The following is a 21,916-nucleotide window of genomic DNA, read 5'->3' as shown; positions in this document are numbered from 1 at the left end:
ATCTAGTCTCCATCTTACCTTTCCATCTAAAGACTGCCTGCCTATTTGCTTCCCATATCCATAGCCAGACTCCAAACGACCCATATATGGATTTGAGCCATTTTCAAATGCTCCTGTTTTATCGAGTTCCTCATTCAGTGTATTTCGTGCACTATCATGCGAAGGTTCTTTGTCTAAAATATTTTCTTTAGAATCAGATTTCCCCTTTCTAACTGTTCTATCAGTTTATTAGTACTTTGGTTTCAATCTTTACCAAATACAATAGGTGTAGGCAGTCCTTGCCCCCTTCGGGGAAATGGCTTCCACTAGGTTTCCCATCACGTCGTACTGGTATTCCGTCACGTCCTCACCTACAATGAAACCACGGTTATTATAAAAATCATTCTCCTTCTTTGCGTAATTTGGAATACTGATTGCCCTTACATCATTCCCATGCCAGGTATAATGATGGGTGTCGCTCAATCATCAGAATAGATAATTATGCGACACCCTCCCTTAGATATTTTTTACAAATCCAGACAATTACGTTTCATTAATACATTGCTTAATGTGCTCTGCTAATTCAGGAATATCTGTAATAGCTTCCTCACATATTTGGTTGAAACAATCTCTAAATTCCTCCTTTTCTTTATAAATACGCCCTTCCCTTTCGCAATTTTTCATTGCATCATATACTATTTTTAATGTTAATATATAATTTTTTCGTCTAGTATTAAAATGACGAAACACAACCCACTGTTGTTTTCCATTAAAACTATCAATACATTCAGCCAACTTACTTTGATATTTTTCATCACAACCATCTTTGTATCTGTAAACTAACAATGGAATTGTTGCATAAATATCATCTGGAAAATACATCTTTCTCCTCATCCATTCAATTGGAAATAGTTTTCTAAATAAATCGGCCAATATTAACTCTACAGATTCTTTCGTATCGCTCACCTACCTAACTGTAAATACATCAAATCCATTGGAATTTATTTCTTTTATCGCTCTAAAATAATCATCTTTTAATACTGCAGAATTTTGATATCTTGGGTCATAAATATACTGTCCATCAGTATAAACTCCATGATAGTCAAAATTTTCTATTCTATTATATTCATACCCGTTTATCCCTCCATTCTTACCTTCAATTCTTAATATATTTCCTTTTCCATTTGCTGCATCATATAAATCATCAGCTATTTCAGAGCAATCATAACCTGGATTATTTTTATAGTAGTCGCTATTTAACAGTTCATCTAACTTCTTTTGTGTCTCCGCATTCTCCTTTTCTGCATTTATCCGATCCTGATCTTCCTGCATATTTTCTCGGCTTGCAGCATTGGTAGATGCTTCCATCCCCAATATTAAGACTCCACCGATAATAACTGCGGCACCTTTTGCTGTTCCAGCCTCAACAAGCGTATCTCCATTGGCTAAAACTTTCACACTGGACATTGAGGTGGCTCCGCCTCCCCAAACTCCCATTTCTGTTAATGCCGCAGTATCTCCGCCTGTTATAATATTATACAGCAAATTAAATGCGTCTGCCCCAGCCTTTGAGGTTGCATATTTGTATGCGTCCACTACATATTTGCCTGTATAATACATTTCAGTATCAAGATAATTTTTTGCTACATATGTTTCACCAATTGCTAACAATGATCTGGCAAACTTCTGCATTCCCCACTGATCACTTCCAAAATTCAACGGATTCATGGTGTAAACTGATTGGCATGGTCCAGCTTTGCTGGACGCACTACAGGTTAAAGGTCGGGCGGCTTGATGCCACCCGGCCAGAGGACATCGCCCGACAAAGCCAGGTAAATATCTAATTTAATTAAGAAATGTTAATAACGCATCCTGATATTTAATTTTTACCCCAAAACCCTGCAACCATTCTAAAGATTCATTTTATTGCCTTTGAGCTAAAAGCCTAGTTTCTTCATCTAAACTTTCCTTAATCACCTCACCATCAACAATCTTTTTAATAAGTTTAAAACACGATATCTCCTCACCATCAACATAACAGTCACGAAAAATATCTACTAATTCTATTAATGCCTGGTAGGCTTTTTCATCCATTGACATACCTCCTAATTAAAATTAAAGATACGATTAATAACGCTTCCTGGATTAGCCGATGTAGAATGCTCTGTTCTTTTGGAAAAGGTGGTAAACCAATCGTTGTATTTCTTCTGGTTCTATCTTAGCACAAACTGTTCATAACCAACAGCCTTTCTTACTCCGGCCCCCGGTGTTCTGTATGGTTTTTCAGCATTCCATACACGATATTTACCAAACACCGGGATACACAGATTAGTGCCTGCTGTTTATTCTTGCCTTCCGCAACCCGTTTCAAATAATACTCACACAATACCCTATTTATTGGAGTCCCATTTGTTGAAACCTGTATCATCTGGATCGCCATAAAGTAGAAAATCGCCTGCAACCGCTTGTTTCCCTGCTTCGGGCACATATCCTTCCCTTTTCCCGCTGATGAAAAATTGACTGGTGCTATCCCGGCGAACTTCGCCAACTTATCCGCACTGGGAAATCGGGTGATTTCTCCTATCTCTGACAGCATATTCGCCGCCGTTATCACGTCAATCCCCGGCATGGTGGTCAGGGTGCAGTTAAATTCTGGCAGCAAGTTTTCGATTGCCTCGTTTACTTCCTCCAGTTGAATACGATAATGTTCTAAATCGTTGACTAGACTTCTTGTTATGGCATCACGGCTTTCCTGATGTTCTCGCCTTGTCTCACCTTCAGCTTTTACCAGATTCAATATCTTCTCCGCCCGTTTTACCGAACAGTTATTGTGGCTGACTGGGCGTAACTCCTCCGCCAGTTCCTCCGCTGTCTTTCCCAGCAGATGGTCCGGTGATGGATATTCCTTGAAAAAATACAGTGCCGTTGCACGGCTGATATCGCTGAAAAACTGCTTATAGCTGGGATACGCCATACATAGCTGTTCATGGAGTTGGTTCTTCAGCCTGTGCAGATGGGTACAGATATTGTCCCGCCGGTTCACCAACTGACCCAGCGTCCAATATTTATCATCCGGTATCGCATCCGGCAGTTTGTCCAGCATATTAATCAATACCAAAGCCACGGCTTCCGCATCATAACTGTCACTTTTCTGATACATCGGCACACTTTTTCTCTGGGCATAGGACAATGCTGTATTTACATCCTTGACATGGAATCCTTTTTCAATCAGCCATACCGCCAGGGCACGTCCATAGCCATAGGCGTTTTCCAAACCATAGACCGCCGTCTTCTCTTCGGTTACAAACCGGCTGACTTTTCTAATCAGCTTCGGAAACTCCGATGGTCTATTACCAAACGTAATCTCTCCCAGCTTCGTATTCCAGCAGTCCAGCATGACCGCCGTGTGGGTTTCCTTATGCAGGTCGATTCCCACATAGATGATGTTTTCTTTTCTCAGATGCCATCCTTCCTTCTTTTCCTGTCTCCATCCGTAACTGTAAATCTGCCGGCAACCTCAGCTGATAAGCGTTATGTGCCGATTTACGCTCAGAGCTACGGCCATCGCAAGGGGGAATAAGCCTATCCATCTCCACAACCTACGAACTTCACAGGTTATTCCTTCCGGTGAAAAACCACTCTGGAAGTGTGTCGTATGTTACCTCTGGGGACAGGTGGATTCAAGTCCTTTCCCGGTTCTTTTTTCGATTTGTGTAAGGTGCTTCATCTATGGAGCAGATATTTGTTCCATTGTGGTATCGACTTCCTCACAAGCTGAAAAAAGATATGAAGCAGCTAACAGAAGAATGGATGACAGGTTTACGGCTTGGAAGACGAAGTCTGGTCTGTGAAATTTATCAACGGTCTGTAACAGCAGAAAGAAAGCACACCGACCAGATCCATCTTGGAGCAGCCGGTGTGTTTGTCTTTCTGGGATTTTTCCGGTGTGTTTCCACCCCTTAAACCCCCGGGTGTGCGCCATTGTAACATAGCGTCGGGGTGACTGTCAATTTCGATTCTCTTGCGTTTTTCTTACTGAAAACTTACTTCAGTGCTTCTAAACCACCGCTGAAAATGAGAAAACTGCCGGGTGAAAAAGCCCGGATTTGTTATGCTGGATGCCCCTGATTTTTGAATACTTTTTTCCTGCATTTCAGAAAAACTTATGCCACGAGCCAGAGCTGATCTCACCAAAACCAACGGTTTTAAGGCGTTTTCCGGCCTCTGGCAGGGGAATCCTTTGATTCAACCACAATATTCAGCGGATTCCCGGCTTTTCCGTACAAAACAGGAGGGATATTCCAATCCTATGCCAACAAGCGGCTCCGGCCCGCCATCTCTTAGCACTGTGACGCACTGTGACGGCCTGTGTACTAGTTTTAAGCCCCTGCTCGGAAAGATATACCATGAAGCAAGTATTCTGGCTCGTTGAGCCAATGTGAAACAGAGGCATTTCTCCCCAAATCGGCCAATATAATCAGGGTCGAAAAGTGAGCAGGTTAAAGAGGTTATGCTGAAAAACGCATAACCTCTGGGGACATCGCCCGGCAAAGCCGGGCGAATAAAACTTCCTAACATAAATTATCCTCATCTTCTATTGTTGGAATTATTGGTGATAAAAATGGATCGTTTTTTTCACTTACCACACCTCGAGCTAATGAGAAAACTTGAAATTGATTTTCTTTTCCATTTCTGTCTTCATCATTGTATAAATATATCAACCCATAACTCCCATCTGCTACCTTTCCAATCCATTTACAAAGTTCAAATACCTCTAAAATCTGAGGATTAATCCTATTAGAGAATAGCGTAAATTCTAAAAACCATTCACCATTTTGGGCCTTTATTTCTGGTTTGAACCAAGATAATCTATTAATCTCAGCTTTGATCCTTGCCACTAATAAATCAATTTTTTCCTCTTCATTCAAAAATGCTTTATATGTTTCTCTTATAGTTATCCAACCATGTAATTCAACCACTTTATCTCCTTTCTAGTTATGTACACCCAACGGTGTTGTATCAATAACATAATCAACTCCATATCGCTCTCCATATTCAGCAATTTTTCGCAAAATATCATCGGCAGGAGTTCCCTCAAACTGAAAATAGGCTTTTCTTCCAGTTGCCTGTGCTGCTTCAAAAGTCGCTTTTGTCTGGTTTCTCCAACTCTTTCCATAAGATTTCAAGTCTGGCTTCGCTTGCGCAATATAATCTTTACTCACCACATCAAATTCTCTACCTGATGGATCGTTTGAGAATTTTACTCTGGATTCCCCACCAATCCTGTCTGCTAAAGCATCTGCTGCTGCATCTGGATTATCTACTTTTTGTAAATCGCCTGAATATCTAGTGTTAGAATCCCCCTTTTCTGCATTTATCCGATCCTGATCTTCCTGCATATTTTCTCGGCTTGCAGCATTGGTAGATGCTCCCATCCCCAGTATTAAGACTCCACCGATAATAACCGCGGCACCTTCTGCTGTTCCAGTCTCAACAAGTGTATCTCCATTGGCTAAAACTTTCACACTGGACATTGAGGCGGCTCCGCCTCCCCAAACTCCCATTTCTGTTAATGCCGCAGTATCTCCGCCTGTTATAATATTATACAACAAATTAAATGCGTCTGCCTCAGCCTTGAGGTTGCATATTTGTATGCGTCTACTACAAATTTGCCTGTATAATACATTTCAGTATCAAGATAATTTTTTGCTACATATGTTTCACCAATTGCTATCAATGATCTGGCAAACTTCTGCATTCCCCACTGATCAATTCCAAAATTCAACGGATTCATGGTGTAATTTTGATTTGCCATATACATTCCTAGCAAAAAGCTCCCCACCTGTTTTCCCAACTCACATACGTTTACTTCACCTCTGTCTTTTGCTAATGAAATAGAAAGCTGAAGTTCACTTCCAGGTTTTGAGAAAGTTATATTACCCCTTTCTAATTGTTCTATCAGTTTATTAGTACTCTGGTTCCAATCTTTACCAAATACAGCCTCATAGTTTGGTGTTTCATAATTATGTGGATCTGTCAAATTTTGTGGCGCACCGATTCCATACGACCTATGACCACTCGGATCAATATAATTCAGCGGACTGCTCTTGACATAGTTGTATCGATTTAAAGTCAATGGATCTGTGATATTGCCAAGGTATGAATCCTTCGTCAGGAAGTTTGCATGGGGCACATTATAATATCTTGCCCGCAAGTACTGGCTCTCCATGTTCGGATTATAACTCTCTGCGTTATAGCTGTACACGTTGTTGTACTGCGGCTTGCCAAACGTTAAGTCGCCATTGGCATTATAACGGTACGACTGCCAGATCATCCCCTTGCTGTCCGTAACTCCCGTCACGCTGCCCCTCGGGTCGTAGGTATAGTAGCCAGTCCAATCCGTAAACCGCTCATTGGTCAGGCGTTCATTTCCATAGCTGTAAGCTGTATCCATTATACCATTGATGTTCAGCTCCATCAAGACTTCCACATGCTCCCGGTTCACGTCATTGATGTACTCTACTAACTCGTAGTTCTTCTCCTTTCCGGTCATCTTGATCATATCGATCAGCTCTGCTTCCAGCTCGGAGACTTCGCCGTCGACCGGGAACAGGATGCCGCTCTGGTTCTGGCTTCCTCCGGTATTATTGGTGTTTCCATTGGCATTTCCGTTGTTGTCGTTATTGCCCCCGGTGCTGGTGTTTCCGTTACCATTTCCATGATTATCAGAATTGCCGTTGTTACCGACGTTACCGTTCCAGTCATCATCTGTATGCAGGTTGTAGTTGAGTTGAAAGGCCCAGTCCCTTTCTCCCAAATGGTCTCCGTATTTTCACACGAAGAGCGAAGGTGCCGCTCAATCATCAATTTTGATGATTCTGTGACACCCTCTTTCTACAGTCTGTATAATAAACCACTATTTAACTTTTCGTCAAAACTTCAAGCATTTTTTTACAACGCATGATCTCCTTTTTAGGTTTTATCAAAAAGCTAACTGTCCAACACCACAGTAAACATATCATAATAAAACCTATAATGTCTTTTTCTTTCGATATAAAACAAAAGCTTGTACATATTCCAAGAAAACTACATGCTAAGAGAATCAGATTTCTTGCACTTTTCTTTTTCCCTATATAATATTCTATATAGCTACCATTTTCATCTTCTTTTATTTTTCCATAAACAGTAGTCGGTACAATCATTTGATTCACCAATTCTAAGGGAAATAACTTAGAGGCATCATAATAGAAAAAGAAAAACTTATCATCATTTAACTTTCCATAAAAAATTTCTTTTCCTCGATTCCTCATCATATTGAAACGCGAAAAAATCATAATGTGCTTTTGAAAATTAAACTCAAATTTTTTTCTAGATTCTAACCTCCATTTGTACTTTTTCACCTTTTCTCCTTAATCCATATTAAATTTTAATGCTTCTAATACTTCAAATATGTTAAAACTATATATAGTACCTGTATAACTTAATTCTGCATGTAATTCAACTATTGTTGGCACAACGACTCCCCCAGCAGAAAAATTTCTACCCATATATATACCATCCTCATTTGGTATAATTAACAATTCAAAACCACCATCTACTCCAGACAATGATAATGAACCACCAAGATCCATCCCCCAATCTTCCAGTTCTTTATATGTTGGCGCATTTGTCACTGCAACATTAGCGGTTATACCGGCTTGAGGAAATCCTCCTCCAACTGCCCCAGACCATTGAATTGCTACATTTCCTTCAACATCTATTGTTACGCCTGCACTTATAGTTCCCTTTAAGCCATAAGCAATCGTTCCAGCAAGACTAAAATTAGCCGTATTAGCACCTGCTGCCTTGGATAACGTCAATAGAATTTCAATATTCCTTATCTCTTTATCTACACGCCTATTCCATTCTTGTTTCAACCTGCTAACCTTTTTTGTTTTTTCGTTTTCACACTCGATTGCTTTTGATAATTTCGTAGCATTATCTAATGCATCATATAAATTCAATAATGTATCAATATATTCTTCTCGCTCATTTTCATCCTCTATTTTTGATGCAAAATTCATAAAAACGTTATCAGAACGTATCAATTCATCTATTTTCTCAGATCTACTCTTTTCACTCCAAGGTTTAAAAAATGATGAATAATCTGGCACTTCATAATTCCATGACTTGTCGTTCTGATTCAATTTGTCCAAAAAGTCAGCTATACATCCACTCGGATCAATATAGTTCAGCGGACTGCTCTTGACATAGTTATACCTGTTAAGTGTCAGCGGATCTATGATATTGCCAAGGTACGAGTCTTCTGTCAGGAAGTTTCCATTCGGCACATTGTAGTATCTGGCCCGCAGATATTGGCTCTCCATGTTCGGATTATAATTCTCCGCATTATAGCTGTACACGTTGTTATACTGCGGTTTGCCAAACGTGAAGTCGCCATTGGCATTATAACGGTACGACTGCCAGATCATCCCCTTGCTGTCCGTAACTCCCGTCACGCTGCCTCTCGGGTCGTAGGTATAATAGCCAGTCCACTCCGTGAACCTCTCATTAGTCAGACGCTCATTTCCATAGCTGTAAGCTGTATCCATTATACCATTGATGTTCAGCTCCATCAAGACTTCCACATGCTCCCGGTTTACGTCATTGACGTACTCCACCAGCTCATAGTTCTTTTCCTTGCCAGTAGTCTTGATCATGCCGATCAGCTCTGCTTCCAGCTCGGATACTTCACCGTCGATCGGGAACAGGATGCCGCTCTGGTTCTGGCTTCCTCCAGTATTGTTGGTGTTTCCATTGGCATTTCCGTTGTTGTCGTTATTGCCCCCGGTGCTGGTGTTTCCGTTACCATTTTCATGATTACCAGAGTTACCGTTTCCCTTACCGTTGTTCTTATCGTTCCCGTTGTTGCCTTTATCTTTGTCCTTATTGCCGTTGGATTTCTTCTCTTTGGCATTGGTAGCGGTGGACACTTCCAGGGTCTCCTCTGACTCCTCTGTCCCGTCATCCATCCCAAAGAAACTTCCAATGCTTGTCAGGATTCCCTTCTTGCTCCCGGTCCCGTTCCCACTATTATTTCCTTTGTTCCCGCTCCCGAAGTTATCCTTGTTGTTGCCATTGCCGTTGCCAGAGTTGCCCTTCCAGTCATCGTCCGTATGCAGGTTATAATTGAGCTGGAAGATCCGGTTCCCGTCCCCGTCATAAGCCATGGCGACTAAAAGGTCGTTCTTGTCATGGACTGCCTTCAAGCGGTTCTCCACACTGTAGTCATAGGTCAGCTCCACCTTTCGGTTCTCGTCCGGCTTCACTTCCTCCTGCATGACCCGGTTTCCATCCGCATCGTAAGTATACTCTACATTCTTATAGTGCTTACCGTCATACAGCCTTGCCGCCACCATCTGGTTCGCCGCATTATAGGTATACTCTGCGCTCTCCTTCACCACACCGTTCCTGGACTTCTTAAAGAAGGTACGGTTCCCCATGTCATCGTACTCATAGTCATACACATAGGTCCCCTGGCGGTCCTCCTTCTCGGTCGCACGGATCAGCTTGCCGTCATCATCGTACTCAAAACTCCGCTTCGTCCCGATGATCTGGAAGTTGTAGATACCGTCCTTGGCATGTTTGTTGATATGCTTATCCTCATGCGGGAACTTATCGTCATGCCAGTTCTCATGCTTCCCGTCATGCTTGTCATCCCAGGCATAAGCGTATAAGGATTCCGTCACGTCCTCTCCCACGATGAAGCTCCGGTCGTCTGAGCTACGTTATAATATCTCGCCCGCAGATACTGGCTCTCCATGTTCGGATTATAGCTCTCCGCATTGTAACTGTACACATTACTATACTGCGGCTTACCAAATGTTAAGTCACCATTAGCATTATAACGCTACGACTGCCAGATCATTCCCTTACTGTCCGTCACGCTGCCCCTCAGGTCATAGGTGTAGTATCCGGTCCACTCCGTGAACTACTCATTACCGGAATTGCCATTCCCATTGCTACCCGACCTAGTAACAAAGGCTTATGGGCGAAGCGCAAGCCACCCGTTTGACGGCTGGCAGGAACTATTCACTGTTTACTCCTGAAAGAGCCATCACGCATAAGTGACAGCTCTTTTTTCACTAATCCTTAATAATATTTATTTTATTACCTAAATACTTTTTTTGAGTTCTCGGACATTTGATAGCTGTTAATATTTCCGTCCTAATTCTATTATTATCATCGATTAAGCTACCTTCTCCCTTCCAAACATTAATTACACACTCCAACGGGCAAGTATCTACGACTTTTCCAGAGATACAATCCACTATTACATTATTTGAAAAATTAAATCATACCGCAAGACCTTGAATCTGTTCATAGATTACCTTGGTCACACACTGGAATGCCCACTGACAAAGATAGGATTCGCAAGCATTACCCGGTAGCGCACGGAGGCATTCCTGGAATGACTGAAAAGTGGACGCGGATGCAGCGTTTCCAGCCGTAATCAAAGACTGTCTGGGCTGATGTCATTCTTCAGATATGCAGCGGAGATCAATAAATCAACGATGGCCGTATGCCAGGAACTGGTTTCTATTCCCCAAAAGAAACTTCATGATTCGTTGTTACTATGGCTAATGAAGCTGCCCATGAGACCTCACGGGATAAGCCTCTCAGTCTTTCTTCGTCTACCCGCCAAATCTACGCACATAGGTTACGATTGTCTTTTGGACTTCGTTATTTCAAGTTAACTTACCCACCATAAACGCCTTATTATCAGGTTTCTGTTCGTAGGAATACGATTTTGCTATCTCTTCTTCTCGCCTGCACCTCACGATGCAAACCTTGGGAGTCGCTATAAAGTTCGTTCACCACAGAACACGGGCATGCTCGTCATATTTAAAAACTACCCCGCAGTTTCCTGCGAGGTAGTAAAAAAGCATTTTTTGCCCGCTATGATTCAATTCAATTCCAAAATCTCTTGCCATCATTACTTCCAAAAGGCAACCTGTATCACGTCTTTTTCTATTCTGCCCTCCTATATAATCTGATATTTTTTCTGGTTTTTTCTAATTTGTAATTTGTCAAATCACGTGGAAACCAAGTGCTTACCCCTAATAAACCTGCGATTCCATCAAACGCATCATCTGGTTCCTTTTGAAAGAGCTCTTCGACTTCTGCCTTCCTTTGTGATAAATCATAACACTCACAGAAAACAGATATGTCCATGTTCTCAACCCGGTCTGTATCCTTGTCCCTCACGTATCTTTGTCTTACGCCTTTTTCTGTTTCCAATTGCATAAAATACTTAATCGTGTCAGGTTCAGCACAACTATTCTCATTAATTGTGCGTTCATACCCTAATACTGGAACATGGAATCGCTTCGAAAAAACCTCGGTGTTTAAATCTACAAAACCAATAGAAGGGCAAGGATATAACTCATACACGCTTATAAAACGCTCCGAAACGACAATTGGCAAAAACACATTTTGTTGTAATACGTTCAGAATTTTTAAGGTCCGATATTCATTCTCATTTTTACTGAGTTTTCTCATAGCAACATCAGAAAGTTCAACTGCCATAATGAGACGTGATTTAAAAAGTTCCTTAATAATTTTATCTTCTTCTGTTTTTTTAATATGATAGCTTGTTCGGGTTGGAACATTGCGCATTGGATTGGAAAAATCAAATACCTCATAATTTCCCGACATCAAGTCATCAAAAAACTTTTTTGTTTCAGCCAAGTCATTCATCCATCTACCTCCTTACTTTCCTTTTACTATAGCTTAACTAAAAGGAAAATCCAAATGATTGCATTTGTGGGAAGAGCTCATATAATTTCTGAAGCGCTAAAGTGGTATTGTAACCTAAAGCTGCGAATGCAGGTGCATCATCAATAATACCCGCTCCACCAGATAAAACGTCCTCAATAATTGTTGCCACCACCAAGCCAGCCGTTGCTATTAAGGCAGTGTTGTACTTTGCTGCATTCACCTCCGCTACAAATCTTATGAAATTCACTTTAAACGTTTTAAATATCTTTAGTATTATGATGTTGAGGTCAAAAGGTTTTTTGACCCCTATGATACCGGATTACTCCGCACTTCGTACTCCCGCAATCCTCGCATTAAATATATATATTAAATGTGATATGCATAATGATTTGGCCTTTCTAAGAAATCTTTTTCGGGTATTATGTTAACATCGTCAAATTCATATTCAACATCTCCATATGCATATATATTTAACCTACAAAATCCATGTGGGTGTATTTGTACGCATTCCCACAAATAATTATCACCTCCTTCCAATTTGCCTTTAGACCATCCTTTGTCAAGTATTTGCCCCAATTCATCATAAACAAATTGATACGAATTACTTGTTTTTTTGTATGGAAAAAAATGAAAATCAATGCCATTTACTTGTTGAATCATTATTTTACCTATTCCAGCAACATAATAATCTTGCGAATGTGATATGCCCTGTAAAAAGGTTTTATCATGTTTCCAAAAATCATCAACAAGTAATCTCACACCCCAAATGCTAAATTTTAAATCAATTGGCAACTTATCATTGCAAATAAACTCAATTAACTCTGCTTCTTCAAAATTAACTCTTTCAAAATTTTTTCCCGTTAGATTAATTATTCTTTTAATTAATATCACCCCCCAATTTTTCTAAGAATAATCTCATAAATAGTACTTTGAACAGGTTTTCCCGTTGTTGTATATCCTTTTTCTGCATTTTCTGCTAAACCCTTTGTAACAATTTCATAGCCTAATTCAGACAGTTTTTCTGTTTTCATATTGTATATTTGCTTAAAAGTCCCATTAGTCAGTCCTCCTGTTATTTCTACCACTCCTCCTTTTTCCAACACTCTGTTTACTTCTGGATTTAGCACCTCATATTTGTACGGATTTTGCATAATGACTTTACTTTGGCTACCTGTTGCTATACCACTTAAATTTGTGGCACTTCCTTGATACACCCCTTCAACTGTTGGATTTATATCGATATTGTAAGCATTCTCTATAGGTCTAGTTCCCGCTCCAATATTTAACACACCTCCTTGGACTGGTTTGCTAAGATATTTTGAACTACCTGTCCCCCTATTTGTATTACTAATCCAACTTTTTATCTTTTCATAAGCATCCCTCGATGTGGATTTTACCGATGGTCCTATTGCATCTATCAAAATCCCGGCTTCATATAATGATGCACCCATTAAGCCTGCTGCTGTACCCGCTTCAAGATATGTTTCTGCATCTTCTACATTCTCTTGATACTGCTCGCATAACTTCTGCGCCGCCTCTGGCAGTTCTGATACTTCTATGTCTTGGCATTCCGCTATATCGTAACCATACTTGGTTTTTAATTCATAGGCTATGCTCGCACTGTCTACCCCTTTTTGCAGCATACCTCCTGTCATCATTCCAGTCGCTCCACCCATCATTCCTGCTCCAAAAATGATTAATGCAGAACCCCCAGAAGCTGCTGTCAGCATAACAATCGCTACACCTGTTGCACCTCCAATCAACGCTCCATGATTTCTTCTTATCATTTCATCGATTGCTCGGCATGCGCTTTCATTGCTTCCATTATTTGGGTGTCCTTCCCAATATGGTGAAGTCGGACTGTCTGGAGTTGTTGATGGTATATGCCCGCTCGGATCAATATAATTCAAAGGACTACTCTTAACGTAGTTATACCTATTAAGCGTCAATGGATCTATAATATTTCCAAGGTACGAGTCTTCCGTCAGGAAGTTTCCGTTCGGCACGTTATAATATCTCGCCCGCAGATACTGGCTCTCCATGTTCGGATTATAATTCTCCGCATTATAGCTGTACACGTTGTTATACTGCGGTTTGCCAAACGTAAGGTCGCCATTCGCACTATACCGGTACGACTGCCAGATCATCCCCTTGCTGTCCGTAACTCCCGTCACGCTGCCTCTCGGATCGTAGGTATAATAACCCGTCCACTCTGTGAACCGCTCATTGGTCAGGCGTTCATTTCCGTAGCTGTAAGCTGTATCCATTATACCATTGATGTTCAGCTCCATCAAGACTTCCGCATGCTCCCGGTTCACGTCATTGACGTACTCCACTAGCTCGTAGTTCTTTTCCTTGCCAGTAGTCTTGATCATACCGATCAGCTCTGCTTCCAGCTCGAATACTTCGCCGTCGATCGGGAACAGGATGCCGCTCTGGTTCTGGCTGCCTCCGGTATTGTTGGTATTTCCATTGGCATTTCCGTTATTATCGTTATTGCCCCTGGTGCTAGTGTTTCCGTTACCATTTCCATGATTACCGGAATTGCCGTTTCCGTTATTGCCGGAGTTACCGTTTCCATTGTTACCATTCCCGTTATTGCCAGAGTTACCGTTTCCATTCCCCTTGCCGTTATTCTTGTCGTTCCCGTTATTGCCCTTATCTTTGTCCTTATTCCCGTTGGACTTCCTCGCCGTGACGTTAGACACGGTAGACCCCTCTATGGTCTCCTCTGACTCCTCTGTCCCATCATCCATCCCAAAGAAGCTTCCAATGCTTGTCAGGATGCCCTTCTTGCTCCCGGTCCCGTTCCCGCTGTTATTTCCTTTGTTCCCGCTCCCGGAGTTATCCTTATTGTTGCCATTGCCGTTGCCGGAATTGCCCTTCCAGTCATCGTCCGTATGCAGGTTATAATTGAGCTGGAAGATCCGGTTCCCGTCCCCGTCATAGGCCATGGCGACTAAGAGGTCGTTCTTGTCATGGACTGCCTTCAAGCGGTTCTCCACACTGTAGTCATAGGTCAGCTCCACCTTCCGGTTCCCGTCCGGCTTCACTTCCTCCTGCATAACCCGGTTTCCATCCGCATCGTAAGTATACTCCACATCCTTATAGTGCTTACCGTCATACAGCCTTGCCGCGACCATCTGGTTCGCCGCATTATAGGTATACTCTGCGCTCTCCTGCACCACGCCGTTCCTGGACTTCTTAAAGAAGGTACGGTTCCCCATGTCATCGTACTCATAGTCATACACATAGGTCCCCTGGCGGTCCTCCTTCTCCGTCGCACGGATCAGCTTGCCGTCATCATCGTACTCAAAACTCCGCTTTGTCCCGATGATCTGGAAGTTGTAGATACCGTCCTTGGCATGCTTGTTGATATGCTTATCCCCATGCGGGAACTTATCGTCATGCCAGTTCTCATGCTTCCCGTCATGCTTGTCATCCCAGGCATAGGCGTATAAGGATTCCGTCACGTCCTCTCCCACGATGAAGCCCCGGTCGTCATAGGTGTAATGGTACTCGCTGATGGTCCACTCACAGTCATCACAGATGTTCTTCATATCCGTGATCTGGTCTCTCGCATTGTAGGTATTGTAGGTGCTGACACCATTCGGGCGGTGGATCTCCGTCACCCGGTTGATCGCATCATAAGTATAGGTGGTCACGGCCCCGGTCCGGTCGGTCACCTCTGTCAGGTTGTCATTCTTATCGTACTTGTAGCTGACCTTCTTCCCGTCAGCGTAGGTGATGCTCTCCAGCTGGTCACAGCCATCATAAGCGTACTGGGTCACTTCGCCGGAGCCGCTGGTCACCTTGGTGATGCGCCCAAGGCCGTCGTATTCGTACTTTGATTCCCCGCTCCGGTCCATCATGGACACGCGCTGGCCGGTCACATCGTATGCGTAGAGTACACCCTCTTTGCTTTCCGGATCCCTGGTATCCTCGTAGGACTTCTCCGCCAGATTATTTAAGCGGTCATAATCGTAGCTGATCTTATTTCCGCCGTTGCTGGTATAGCTGGTGTTCCTTCCGCCGATGTCATAAGTCATGACCTCCTTACGTCCCATGGCGTCGGTGATGGAGGTCATGTTGTTCTCTGCATCGTAGGTGTACCGGGTAGTACGCAGCATGGTATCCGTCGCGCTGGTCACATTGCCCATCACATCATAGGTGTAGGTGGCTGTTAAGTTGCTGGGCATGGTCACCTTTACCAGGTTGTCCAGGATGTCATAAGCAAAGTGGGTGATCAGGCCGTTGGTAGCAGTCACGCTCAAGACATTGCCGTGCGGGTCGTAGGTATAGCTCTCCGTCAGTCCCATCCGGTCGGTCACGCTGGTGACACGGCTTCCCGGGTCATACGCAGTCGCGGTGGTCTCTCCCAGCGGATTCTTCGTCCCGGTCAGGCAGTTATCCTTATCGTAAGTGTACTGGTAAATATATCCCTTCGCATCGCTGATGGCAGTCACGTTGTAATTTCCGTCATACTGGAGGTCCGTCCTCCGGTCTCCCGGTTTAGTGACGGATGCAAGCTCTCCCACCAGGTTATAAGTGAACTCCGTCGCCTTGCCCTCCGGGTCTACGCTTGCAGTGAGCTGTTCGATCAGGTCATACCGGTAGTTCCAGGTGTAGCCCAGAGCGTTATTTAGCTGGTTCTAGTTGCCGCGGATATCGTAGCCGTAGGTGGTCACGCCTCCCTCTGCATTGACGTACTTGGTCATCCGGTGCATGATGTCATATTCATAGGTGTTGGTGCAGTCCAGGTTATCCGTATCCTTTATGACGTTATCCGCCACATCATAAGTCAGCTCCCGCTTGAGGCCCAGAGGCGTGGTGATGCTGGTCAGGCTGTGTACCGGATCGTAAGTATAGGCATACTTCGCCCCGTTTTTCTGGGTCATCTCCGTTACCCGGCGGTTTAAGTCTACTGCATACCTTGTCACATTCCCGGCCGGGTCAGTGACGCTGGTCAGCTCGTCGTGCTTATCATAGGTGTAGGCGGTCCTTGCCCCCTTCGGGGAGATCTCCTCCACCAGGTTCCCCATCACGTCATAGGTGAAGATATACGCTTGCTTAAGTTCTCTTCCTTCACAACAGCCTTGACCATCTAGTTATCATCGTTATATAGATAAACGCCTTACGCTTATTTCACTCGTTTGTTTTTATTTATAAAAATTCCTTTTTCAATATCTTCCTCTGTAAATCCAAAAACAGATTTATCTACACTATTAAATCTGGTAAATGGTACACAAAGCCACCAATCATCTATAAATAATTCGTTTTCATTATTAAAAAAACCTTTCACGACAAAATAATTCCGAAACATCCCATCTTGGTGTATATCATCTTGTGTGATATTTATTATTTCGTCATTAAAAAAATCTGATGGATTGCTTCCTATTACGCTAATATTTCTTGTGTGCTCTCCATTAATTAAATTCCACTCTACTGCTCCATTGTATAACAAAGGCGAAATTAGAAAATATCCTTTTTGTTTAAGCCAATAACTTATCTCATAATAGCCCATTCTTATATTATCATATAATATAGGCTTATAATCTCCACAATTTTTATCATATTTATCAAAAGAGAATATTGAAGCAAAGTATCTGTGTTTCTGTCGCATTTCCCAATCCAATGCATCATAATCTCTTTTTATTGGAGCTAAAATTTCCCAATCTGTAGCATTCCAAACAAGACAACCATATTCCTTAGATAATATTTCATTTTTTTCTCCATAAACTCGGAATTTATTTCTGTATTTTTCTAAAAAAATATAAGATAATTCATACTCCGGACATTTTCCGACAAGCAATACTTCAACACCATGATTTTTTGATAATACATACGGAAAATGTGCTCCACTTTCTATATCTGAAGCACTGACTACAATGTAGTCAGTGCTTGCCTTTGGAAAATTATGAAATATTATTGCTCCATAATAGAAAACGATTGCCAGTATAGCTATCTTTATTATTTTAGTTTGGCGCATATAAAATCCAACCTCTCTCTTCGCCAAATGTTTTAGCTACAAGATCCGCGTCCGATAATGCAGATGCTATCGAAGGATAATGCAGCGAACCTGTTTTAGGATACCCATATTCAATTCCTTGGTCGTCATCATCCTTGCGCTCTTTTTTTAAAGCTTGTTTTTTATCCCACTCCGGCGTTGTTTTTAATCCTAAAAATTCAGCAATTTTGTTCAATCCATCGGATGCAGACTTGTCTAATTTGGTACCAGGAAAATCTATTCCAAAATCCAGCACACTGTCTTGGGTACTATTAATAAATGCATAGTTTGTTCTAGCATTTTGAAGTCCCAGTGAAAGGCCTCCAGTTTTATTGCTCCACTCTTGGGCGAAGCGCTTCCCTTCCGTATCCGCTGTTCCCGCATTGCACGAATAAAAAACTGTGTTTGTCTTATCAAAAGCATCATCCATCAAAGAAGAAATATCTGACTGTTTAAAGTTTACATCTTCGCTATTGGCAAGTTTATACCCGAATGACAACTGGTTTGTACTTCCTGTATAAATAGACTGTCCATGCGCAAAGACGCTTACATAATCAATTAGATCTTCTTTTCTTTCATCGCTAAGTTCTTCATCCTTTTTTGATTTACTATTTATGTAATTTATAAACTCTTTTTTAGTAGAAATCTGCTCGATATTAATCCCTAATTCTTCAGCTGTTTCATTAAAATGCCTAATATCGTGTTGATTATATACTTCATCTGCTACAAACACAATCCAGGTAATATCTTCCCTATTATTTTGATTTTTTTGTACATCTATATCGTGCAGCGCTGTTTCAATAAATTGATATTTATAACCCTTAACTTGTAAACCACTTATTACCAGTGCTTCAAAGCCTAGTGGATCCACATAATTCAACGGACTGCTCTTGCCATAATTATACCGATTGAGTGTCAACGGATCTACGATATTGCCAAGGTACGAATCCTCCGTCAGGAAGTTTGCATAAATCACGTTGTAATATCTCGCCCGCAGGTACTGGCTCTCCATATTCGGATTATAGCTCTCCGCATTATAGCTGTACACGTTGTTATACTGCGGCTTGCCAAACGTAAGGTCGCCGCTTACATTATACCGATACGACTGCCAGATCATCCCCTTACTGTCCGTAACTCCCGTCACACTGCCTCTCGGATCATAGGTATAGTAGCCAGTCCATTCTGTGAACCGCTCACTAGTCAGGCGTTCATTTCCATAGCTGTAAGCTGTATCCATTATACCATTGATGTTCAGCTCCATCAAGACTTCCACATGCTCCCGGTTCACGTCATTGACGTATTCCACCAGTTCATAATTCTTCTCTTTTCCGGTCGTCTTGATCATGCCGATCAGCTCTGCTTCCAGCTCGGAGACTTCGCCATCGATCGGGAACAGGATGCCGCTCTGGTTCTGGCTGCCTCCGGTATTATTGGTGTTTCCGTTGGCATTTCCGTTGTTGTCGTTATTGCCCCCGGTGCTGGTGTTTCCGTTACCATTTCCATGATTACCAGAATTACCATTGCCATTGTTACCAGAGTTGCCGTTTCCGTTCCCCTTGCCGTTATTCTTGTCGTTCCCGTTATTGCCCTTATCCTTGTCCTTATTCCCGTTGGACTTCCTTGCTGTAGCATTGGACGCGGTAGGCTCCTCTATGGTCTCCTCTGACGCCTCTATCCCGTCATCCATCCCAAAGAAGCTTCCAATGCTTGTCAGGATGCCCTTCTTACTCCCGGTCCCGTTCCCGCTGTTATTTCCTTTGTTCCCGCTCCCGGAGTTATCCTTATTGTTGCCATTGCCGTTGCCGGAATTGCCCTTCCAGTCATCGTCCGTATGCAGGTTATAATTGAGCTGGAAGATCCGGTTCCCGTCTCCGTCATAGGCCATGGCGACTAAGAGGTCGTTCTTATCAGATACAGCTTTCAAACGGTTCTCCACGCTGTAGTCATAGGTCAGCTCCACCTTCCGGTCGCCGTCGTCCTTTACTTCCTCCTGCATGATCCGATTCCCGTCCGCATCATACGTGTACTCCACGTTCTTATAATGCTTGCCGTCATACAGCCTTGCCGCGACCATCTGGTTCGCCGCATTATAGGTATACTCTGCGCTCTCCTGAACCACACCGTTCCTGGACTTCTTAAAGAAGGTACGGTTCCCCATGTCATCGTACTCATAGTCATACACATAGGTCCCCTGGCGGTCCTCCTTCTCCGTCGCACGGATCAGCTTGCCGTCATCATCGTACTCAAAACTCCGCTTTGTCCCGATGATCTGGAAGTTGTAGATACCATCCTTGGCATGCTTGTTGATATGCTTATCCCCATGCGGGAACTTGTCATCATGCCAGTTCTCATGCTTCCCGTCATGCTTGTCATCCCAGGCATAGGCGTATAAGGATTCCGTCACGTCCTCTCCCACGATGAAGCCGCGGTCGTCATAGGTGTAATGGTACTCGCTGATGGTCCACTGACAGTCGTCACAGAGGTTCTTCATGTCCGTGATCTGGTCTCTTGCATTGTAGGTATTATAGGTGCTCACACCATTCGGACGGTGGATCTCCGTCACCCGGTTGATGGCATCATAAGTATAGGTGGTCACGGCCCCAGTCCGGTCGGTCACCTCTGTCAGGTTGTCATTTTTATCGTACTTGTAGCTGACCTTCTTTCCGTCAGCATAAGTGATGCTCTCCAGCTGGTCACAGCCATCATAAGCGTACTGGGTCACTTCGCCGGAGCCGCTGGTCACTTTGGTGATGCGGCCAAGGCCGTCGTATTCGTACTTTGATTCTCCGCTGCGGTCCATCATGGACACGCGCTGGCCGGTCACATCGTATGCGTAGAGTACACCCTCTTTGCTTTCCGGATCCCTGGTATCCTCGTAGGACTTCTCCGCCAGATTATTTAAGCGGTCATAATCGTAGCTGATCTTATTTCCGCCGTTGCTGGTATAGCTGGTGTTCCTTCCGCCGATGTCATAAGTCATGACCTCCTTACGTCCCATGGCGTCGATGATGGAGGTCATGTTGTTCTCTGCATCGTAGGTGTACCGGGTGGTGCGCAGCATGGTATCCGTTGCGCTGGTCACATTGCCCATCACATCATAGGTGTAGGTGGCCGTTAAGCTGCTGGGCATGGTCACCTTTACCAGGTTGTCCAGGATGTCGTACGCAAAATGGGTGATCAGGCCGTTGGTAGCGGTCACGCTCAAGACATTGCCGTGCGGGTCGTAAGTATAGCTCTCTGTCAGTCCCATCCGGTCAGTCACGCTGGTGACACGGCTTCCCGGGTCATACGCAGTCGCGGTGGTCTCTCCCAGCGGGTTCTTCATCCCGGTCAGGCGGTTATCCTTATCGTAAGTGTACTGGTAGATATAGCCCTTCGGGGCGCTGATGGCGGTCACGTTATAGTTTCCGTCATACTGGAGGTCCGTCTTCCAGTCTCCCGGTTTGGTAACGGATGCAAGCTCTCCTACCAAGTTATAAGCGAACTCCGTCGCCTTTCCTTCCGGATCTACGCTGGCAGTGAACTGGTCGATCAGGTCGTACCGGTAATTCCAGGTATAGCCCAGGGCAGTATTTAACTGGGCCTGGTTGCCCCGGATATCATAGCCGTAGGTAGTCACTCCGCCCTCAGCATTGACGGACTTGGTCATCCGGTGCATGATATCATACTTTCATTGCAGGTTAAAGGCCAGGTGGCTTAATGCCACCCAACCTAGGAACATTGCCCGGCAAAGCCAGATAATTAAGATTTAAGAAACAACCCTCCATCTAGCTCTTTTGGCTTCAATAAAAGTTATATCTTTCTTTAAATGTTCCTTATTATATGGATTAAATTCCTTCCATTTAGTCCAATAAATATAATCCTCATTTTTAACGAATTTGGCATAGCTTATTGAAGATGAACTTTCATTTATTAGTGGTGCATAAAAATTCACTCGTCTCATTTCTTCAAAAACAACTTCAATAGAAAATGGGTTAACATCCATTCTTTGAAATATTATGTGAAATTCGTTTTTCATATACTCATGACCTATTAAATTAGAATCTACATAATTTCCACTTTCAAACCTAAAATTGACAATTTCCGCATCTAAAAAATTTTCATATATTTTTTGAATATAGGAGATATCCTGTTCTGTTTCAATTAGTAACCATTCCATTCATATCACCT

The 21,916-nt window shown here is 43.0% G+C and carries 18 protein-coding genes; 1 reads left to right on the top strand and 17 read right to left on the bottom strand.

The genetic code is table 11. The annotated features are described in order from the left end of the window. Positions 1 to 522 precede the first annotated feature (522 nt). The 4 genes from AB1I67_RS04910 to AB1I67_RS04895 all read right to left on the bottom strand — a co-directional run bounded on the left by AB1I67_RS04910 (position 523) and on the right by AB1I67_RS04895 (position 3,415). Positions 523 to 945 (bottom strand): hypothetical protein, encoded by a 423-nt coding sequence (locus AB1I67_RS04910; protein ID WP_367028693.1) that lies wholly within the window; start codon positions 943 to 945, stop codon positions 523 to 525. After that, a complete protein-coding gene (locus AB1I67_RS04905) occupies positions 946 to 1,707 on the bottom strand; it encodes a hypothetical protein (protein WP_367028692.1) in 762 nt (253 codons plus the stop codon). Between the two features lie 195 nt (positions 1,708 to 1,902). Next, a complete protein-coding gene (locus tag AB1I67_RS04900; protein ID WP_367028691.1) occupies positions 1,903 to 2,073 on the bottom strand; it encodes a hypothetical protein in 171 nt (56 codons plus the stop codon). Between the two features lie 157 nt (positions 2,074 to 2,230). Next, positions 2,231 to 3,415, bottom strand: coding sequence for an IS110 family transposase (locus tag AB1I67_RS04895; RefSeq protein ID WP_367028690.1), 1,185 nt, complete (start codon positions 3,413 to 3,415; stop codon positions 2,231 to 2,233). A gap of 293 nt (positions 3,416 to 3,708) precedes the next feature. On the opposite strand from AB1I67_RS04895, the gene AB1I67_RS04890 reads away from it, so the two are divergent. Then, entirely contained in the window at positions 3,709 to 3,942 is a 234-nt protein-coding gene (locus tag AB1I67_RS04890) for a hypothetical protein (protein WP_367028689.1), read from the top strand. Positions 3,943 to 4,550: 608 nt separating this feature from the next. Here AB1I67_RS04890 and AB1I67_RS04885 read toward each other — a convergent pair. From AB1I67_RS04885 to AB1I67_RS04825, 13 genes are all read right to left on the bottom strand, one after another. Then, the gene (locus AB1I67_RS04885) at positions 4,551 to 4,958 is read right to left on the bottom strand and encodes an Imm7 family immunity protein (RefSeq protein ID WP_367028688.1); all 408 of its coding nucleotides are present in this window, start codon (positions 4,956 to 4,958) and stop codon (positions 4,551 to 4,553) included. A 12-nt stretch (positions 4,959 to 4,970) separates the two neighbouring features. Next, a complete protein-coding gene (locus tag AB1I67_RS04880) occupies positions 4,971 to 5,513 on the bottom strand; it encodes a restriction endonuclease fold toxin (protein ID WP_367028687.1) in 543 nt (180 codons plus the stop codon). Positions 5,514 to 5,572: 59 nt separating this feature from the next. Beyond that, complete coding sequence (locus AB1I67_RS04875; RefSeq protein ID WP_367028686.1) at positions 5,573 to 6,796, bottom strand: RHS repeat-associated core domain-containing protein; 1,224 nt, start codon at positions 6,794 to 6,796, stop codon at positions 5,573 to 5,575. 103 nt (positions 6,797 to 6,899) lie between these two features. Then, positions 6,900 to 7,379, bottom strand: a complete 480-nt coding sequence (locus AB1I67_RS04870) for a hypothetical protein (protein ID WP_367028685.1) — start codon at positions 7,377 to 7,379, stop codon at positions 6,900 to 6,902. Positions 7,380 to 7,388: 9 nt separating this feature from the next. Beyond that, the gene (locus AB1I67_RS04865) at positions 7,389 to 9,719 is read right to left on the bottom strand and encodes an RHS repeat-associated core domain-containing protein (RefSeq protein WP_367028684.1); all 2,331 of its coding nucleotides are present in this window, start codon (positions 9,717 to 9,719) and stop codon (positions 7,389 to 7,391) included. 1,270 nt (positions 9,720 to 10,989) lie between these two features. Further along, the gene (locus AB1I67_RS04860) at positions 10,990 to 11,718 is read right to left on the bottom strand and encodes a hypothetical protein (protein WP_367028683.1); all 729 of its coding nucleotides are present in this window, start codon (positions 11,716 to 11,718) and stop codon (positions 10,990 to 10,992) included. A gap of 37 nt (positions 11,719 to 11,755) precedes the next feature. Continuing rightward, on the bottom strand, positions 11,756 to 11,959 hold the full coding sequence (locus tag AB1I67_RS04855; protein ID WP_367028682.1) for a hypothetical protein: 204 nt from the start codon (positions 11,957 to 11,959) through the stop codon (positions 11,756 to 11,758). A 146-nt stretch (positions 11,960 to 12,105) separates the two neighbouring features. Continuing rightward, positions 12,106 to 12,630, bottom strand: a complete 525-nt coding sequence (locus AB1I67_RS04850) for a hypothetical protein (RefSeq protein ID WP_367028681.1) — start codon at positions 12,628 to 12,630, stop codon at positions 12,106 to 12,108. Beyond that, positions 12,627 to 16,340, bottom strand: coding sequence for an RHS repeat-associated core domain-containing protein (locus AB1I67_RS04845; RefSeq protein ID WP_367029160.1), 3,714 nt, complete (start codon positions 16,338 to 16,340; stop codon positions 12,627 to 12,629). Before AB1I67_RS04845 ends, AB1I67_RS04850 begins: the two co-directional genes overlap by 4 nt. 51 nt (positions 16,341 to 16,391) lie before the next feature. Next, positions 16,392 to 16,781, bottom strand: a complete 390-nt coding sequence (locus AB1I67_RS04840; RefSeq protein WP_367028680.1) for a hypothetical protein — start codon at positions 16,779 to 16,781, stop codon at positions 16,392 to 16,394. Between the two features lie 98 nt (positions 16,782 to 16,879). After that, positions 16,880 to 17,728: a hypothetical protein gene (locus AB1I67_RS04835; RefSeq protein WP_367028679.1), complete on the bottom strand. Its 849-nt coding sequence runs from the start codon at positions 17,726 to 17,728 to the stop codon at positions 16,880 to 16,882. Then, the gene (locus tag AB1I67_RS04830) at positions 17,715 to 21,404 is read right to left on the bottom strand and encodes a hypothetical protein (RefSeq protein ID WP_367028678.1); all 3,690 of its coding nucleotides are present in this window, start codon (positions 21,402 to 21,404) and stop codon (positions 17,715 to 17,717) included. The genes AB1I67_RS04835 and AB1I67_RS04830 overlap by 14 nt, the downstream gene beginning before the upstream one ends. A 90-nt stretch (positions 21,405 to 21,494) precedes the next feature. Then, a complete protein-coding gene (locus AB1I67_RS04825) occupies positions 21,495 to 21,905 on the bottom strand; it encodes a hypothetical protein (protein WP_367028677.1) in 411 nt (136 codons plus the stop codon). Between the last annotated feature and the right edge of the window lie 11 nt (positions 21,906 to 21,916).

Source organism: Clostridium sp. AN503 (genome assembly GCF_040719375.1).
Lineage (GTDB): Bacteria > Bacillota > Clostridia > Lachnospirales > Lachnospiraceae > Brotaphodocola.
This window is presented reverse-complemented; position numbering and strand designations above follow the sequence as displayed.

Bases quoted from the DNA above. Each gene is read 5' to 3' on its own strand.
- AB1I67_RS04905 (WP_367028692.1), bottom strand. From the start codon at position 1,707: ATGAATCCGTTGAATTTTGGAAGTGATCAGTGGGGAATGCAGAAGTTT.
- AB1I67_RS04900 (WP_367028691.1), bottom strand. From the start codon at position 2,073: ATGGATGAAAAAGCCTACCAGGCATTAATAGAATTAGTAGATATTTTT.
- AB1I67_RS04890 (WP_367028689.1), top strand. From the start codon at position 3,709: ATGGAGCAGATATTTGTTCCATTGTGGTATCGACTTCCTCACAAGCTG.
- AB1I67_RS04880 (WP_367028687.1), bottom strand. From the start codon at position 5,513: ATGTCCAGTGTGAAAGTTTTAGCCAATGGAGATACACTTGTTGAGACT.
- AB1I67_RS04860 (WP_367028683.1), bottom strand. From the start codon at position 11,718: ATGAATGACTTGGCTGAAACAAAAAAGTTTTTTGATGACTTGATGTCG.
- AB1I67_RS04840 (WP_367028680.1), bottom strand. From the start codon at position 16,781: ATGGGGAACCTGGTGGAGGAGATCTCCCCGAAGGGGGCAAGGACCGCC.
- AB1I67_RS04835 (WP_367028679.1), bottom strand. From the start codon at position 17,728: ATGCGCCAAACTAAAATAATAAAGATAGCTATACTGGCAATCGTTTTC.
- AB1I67_RS04830 (WP_367028678.1), bottom strand. From the start codon at position 21,404: ATGCACCGGATGACCAAGTCCGTCAATGCTGAGGGCGGAGTGACTACC.
- AB1I67_RS04825 (WP_367028677.1), bottom strand. From the start codon at position 21,905: ATGGAATGGTTACTAATTGAAACAGAACAGGATATCTCCTATATTCAA.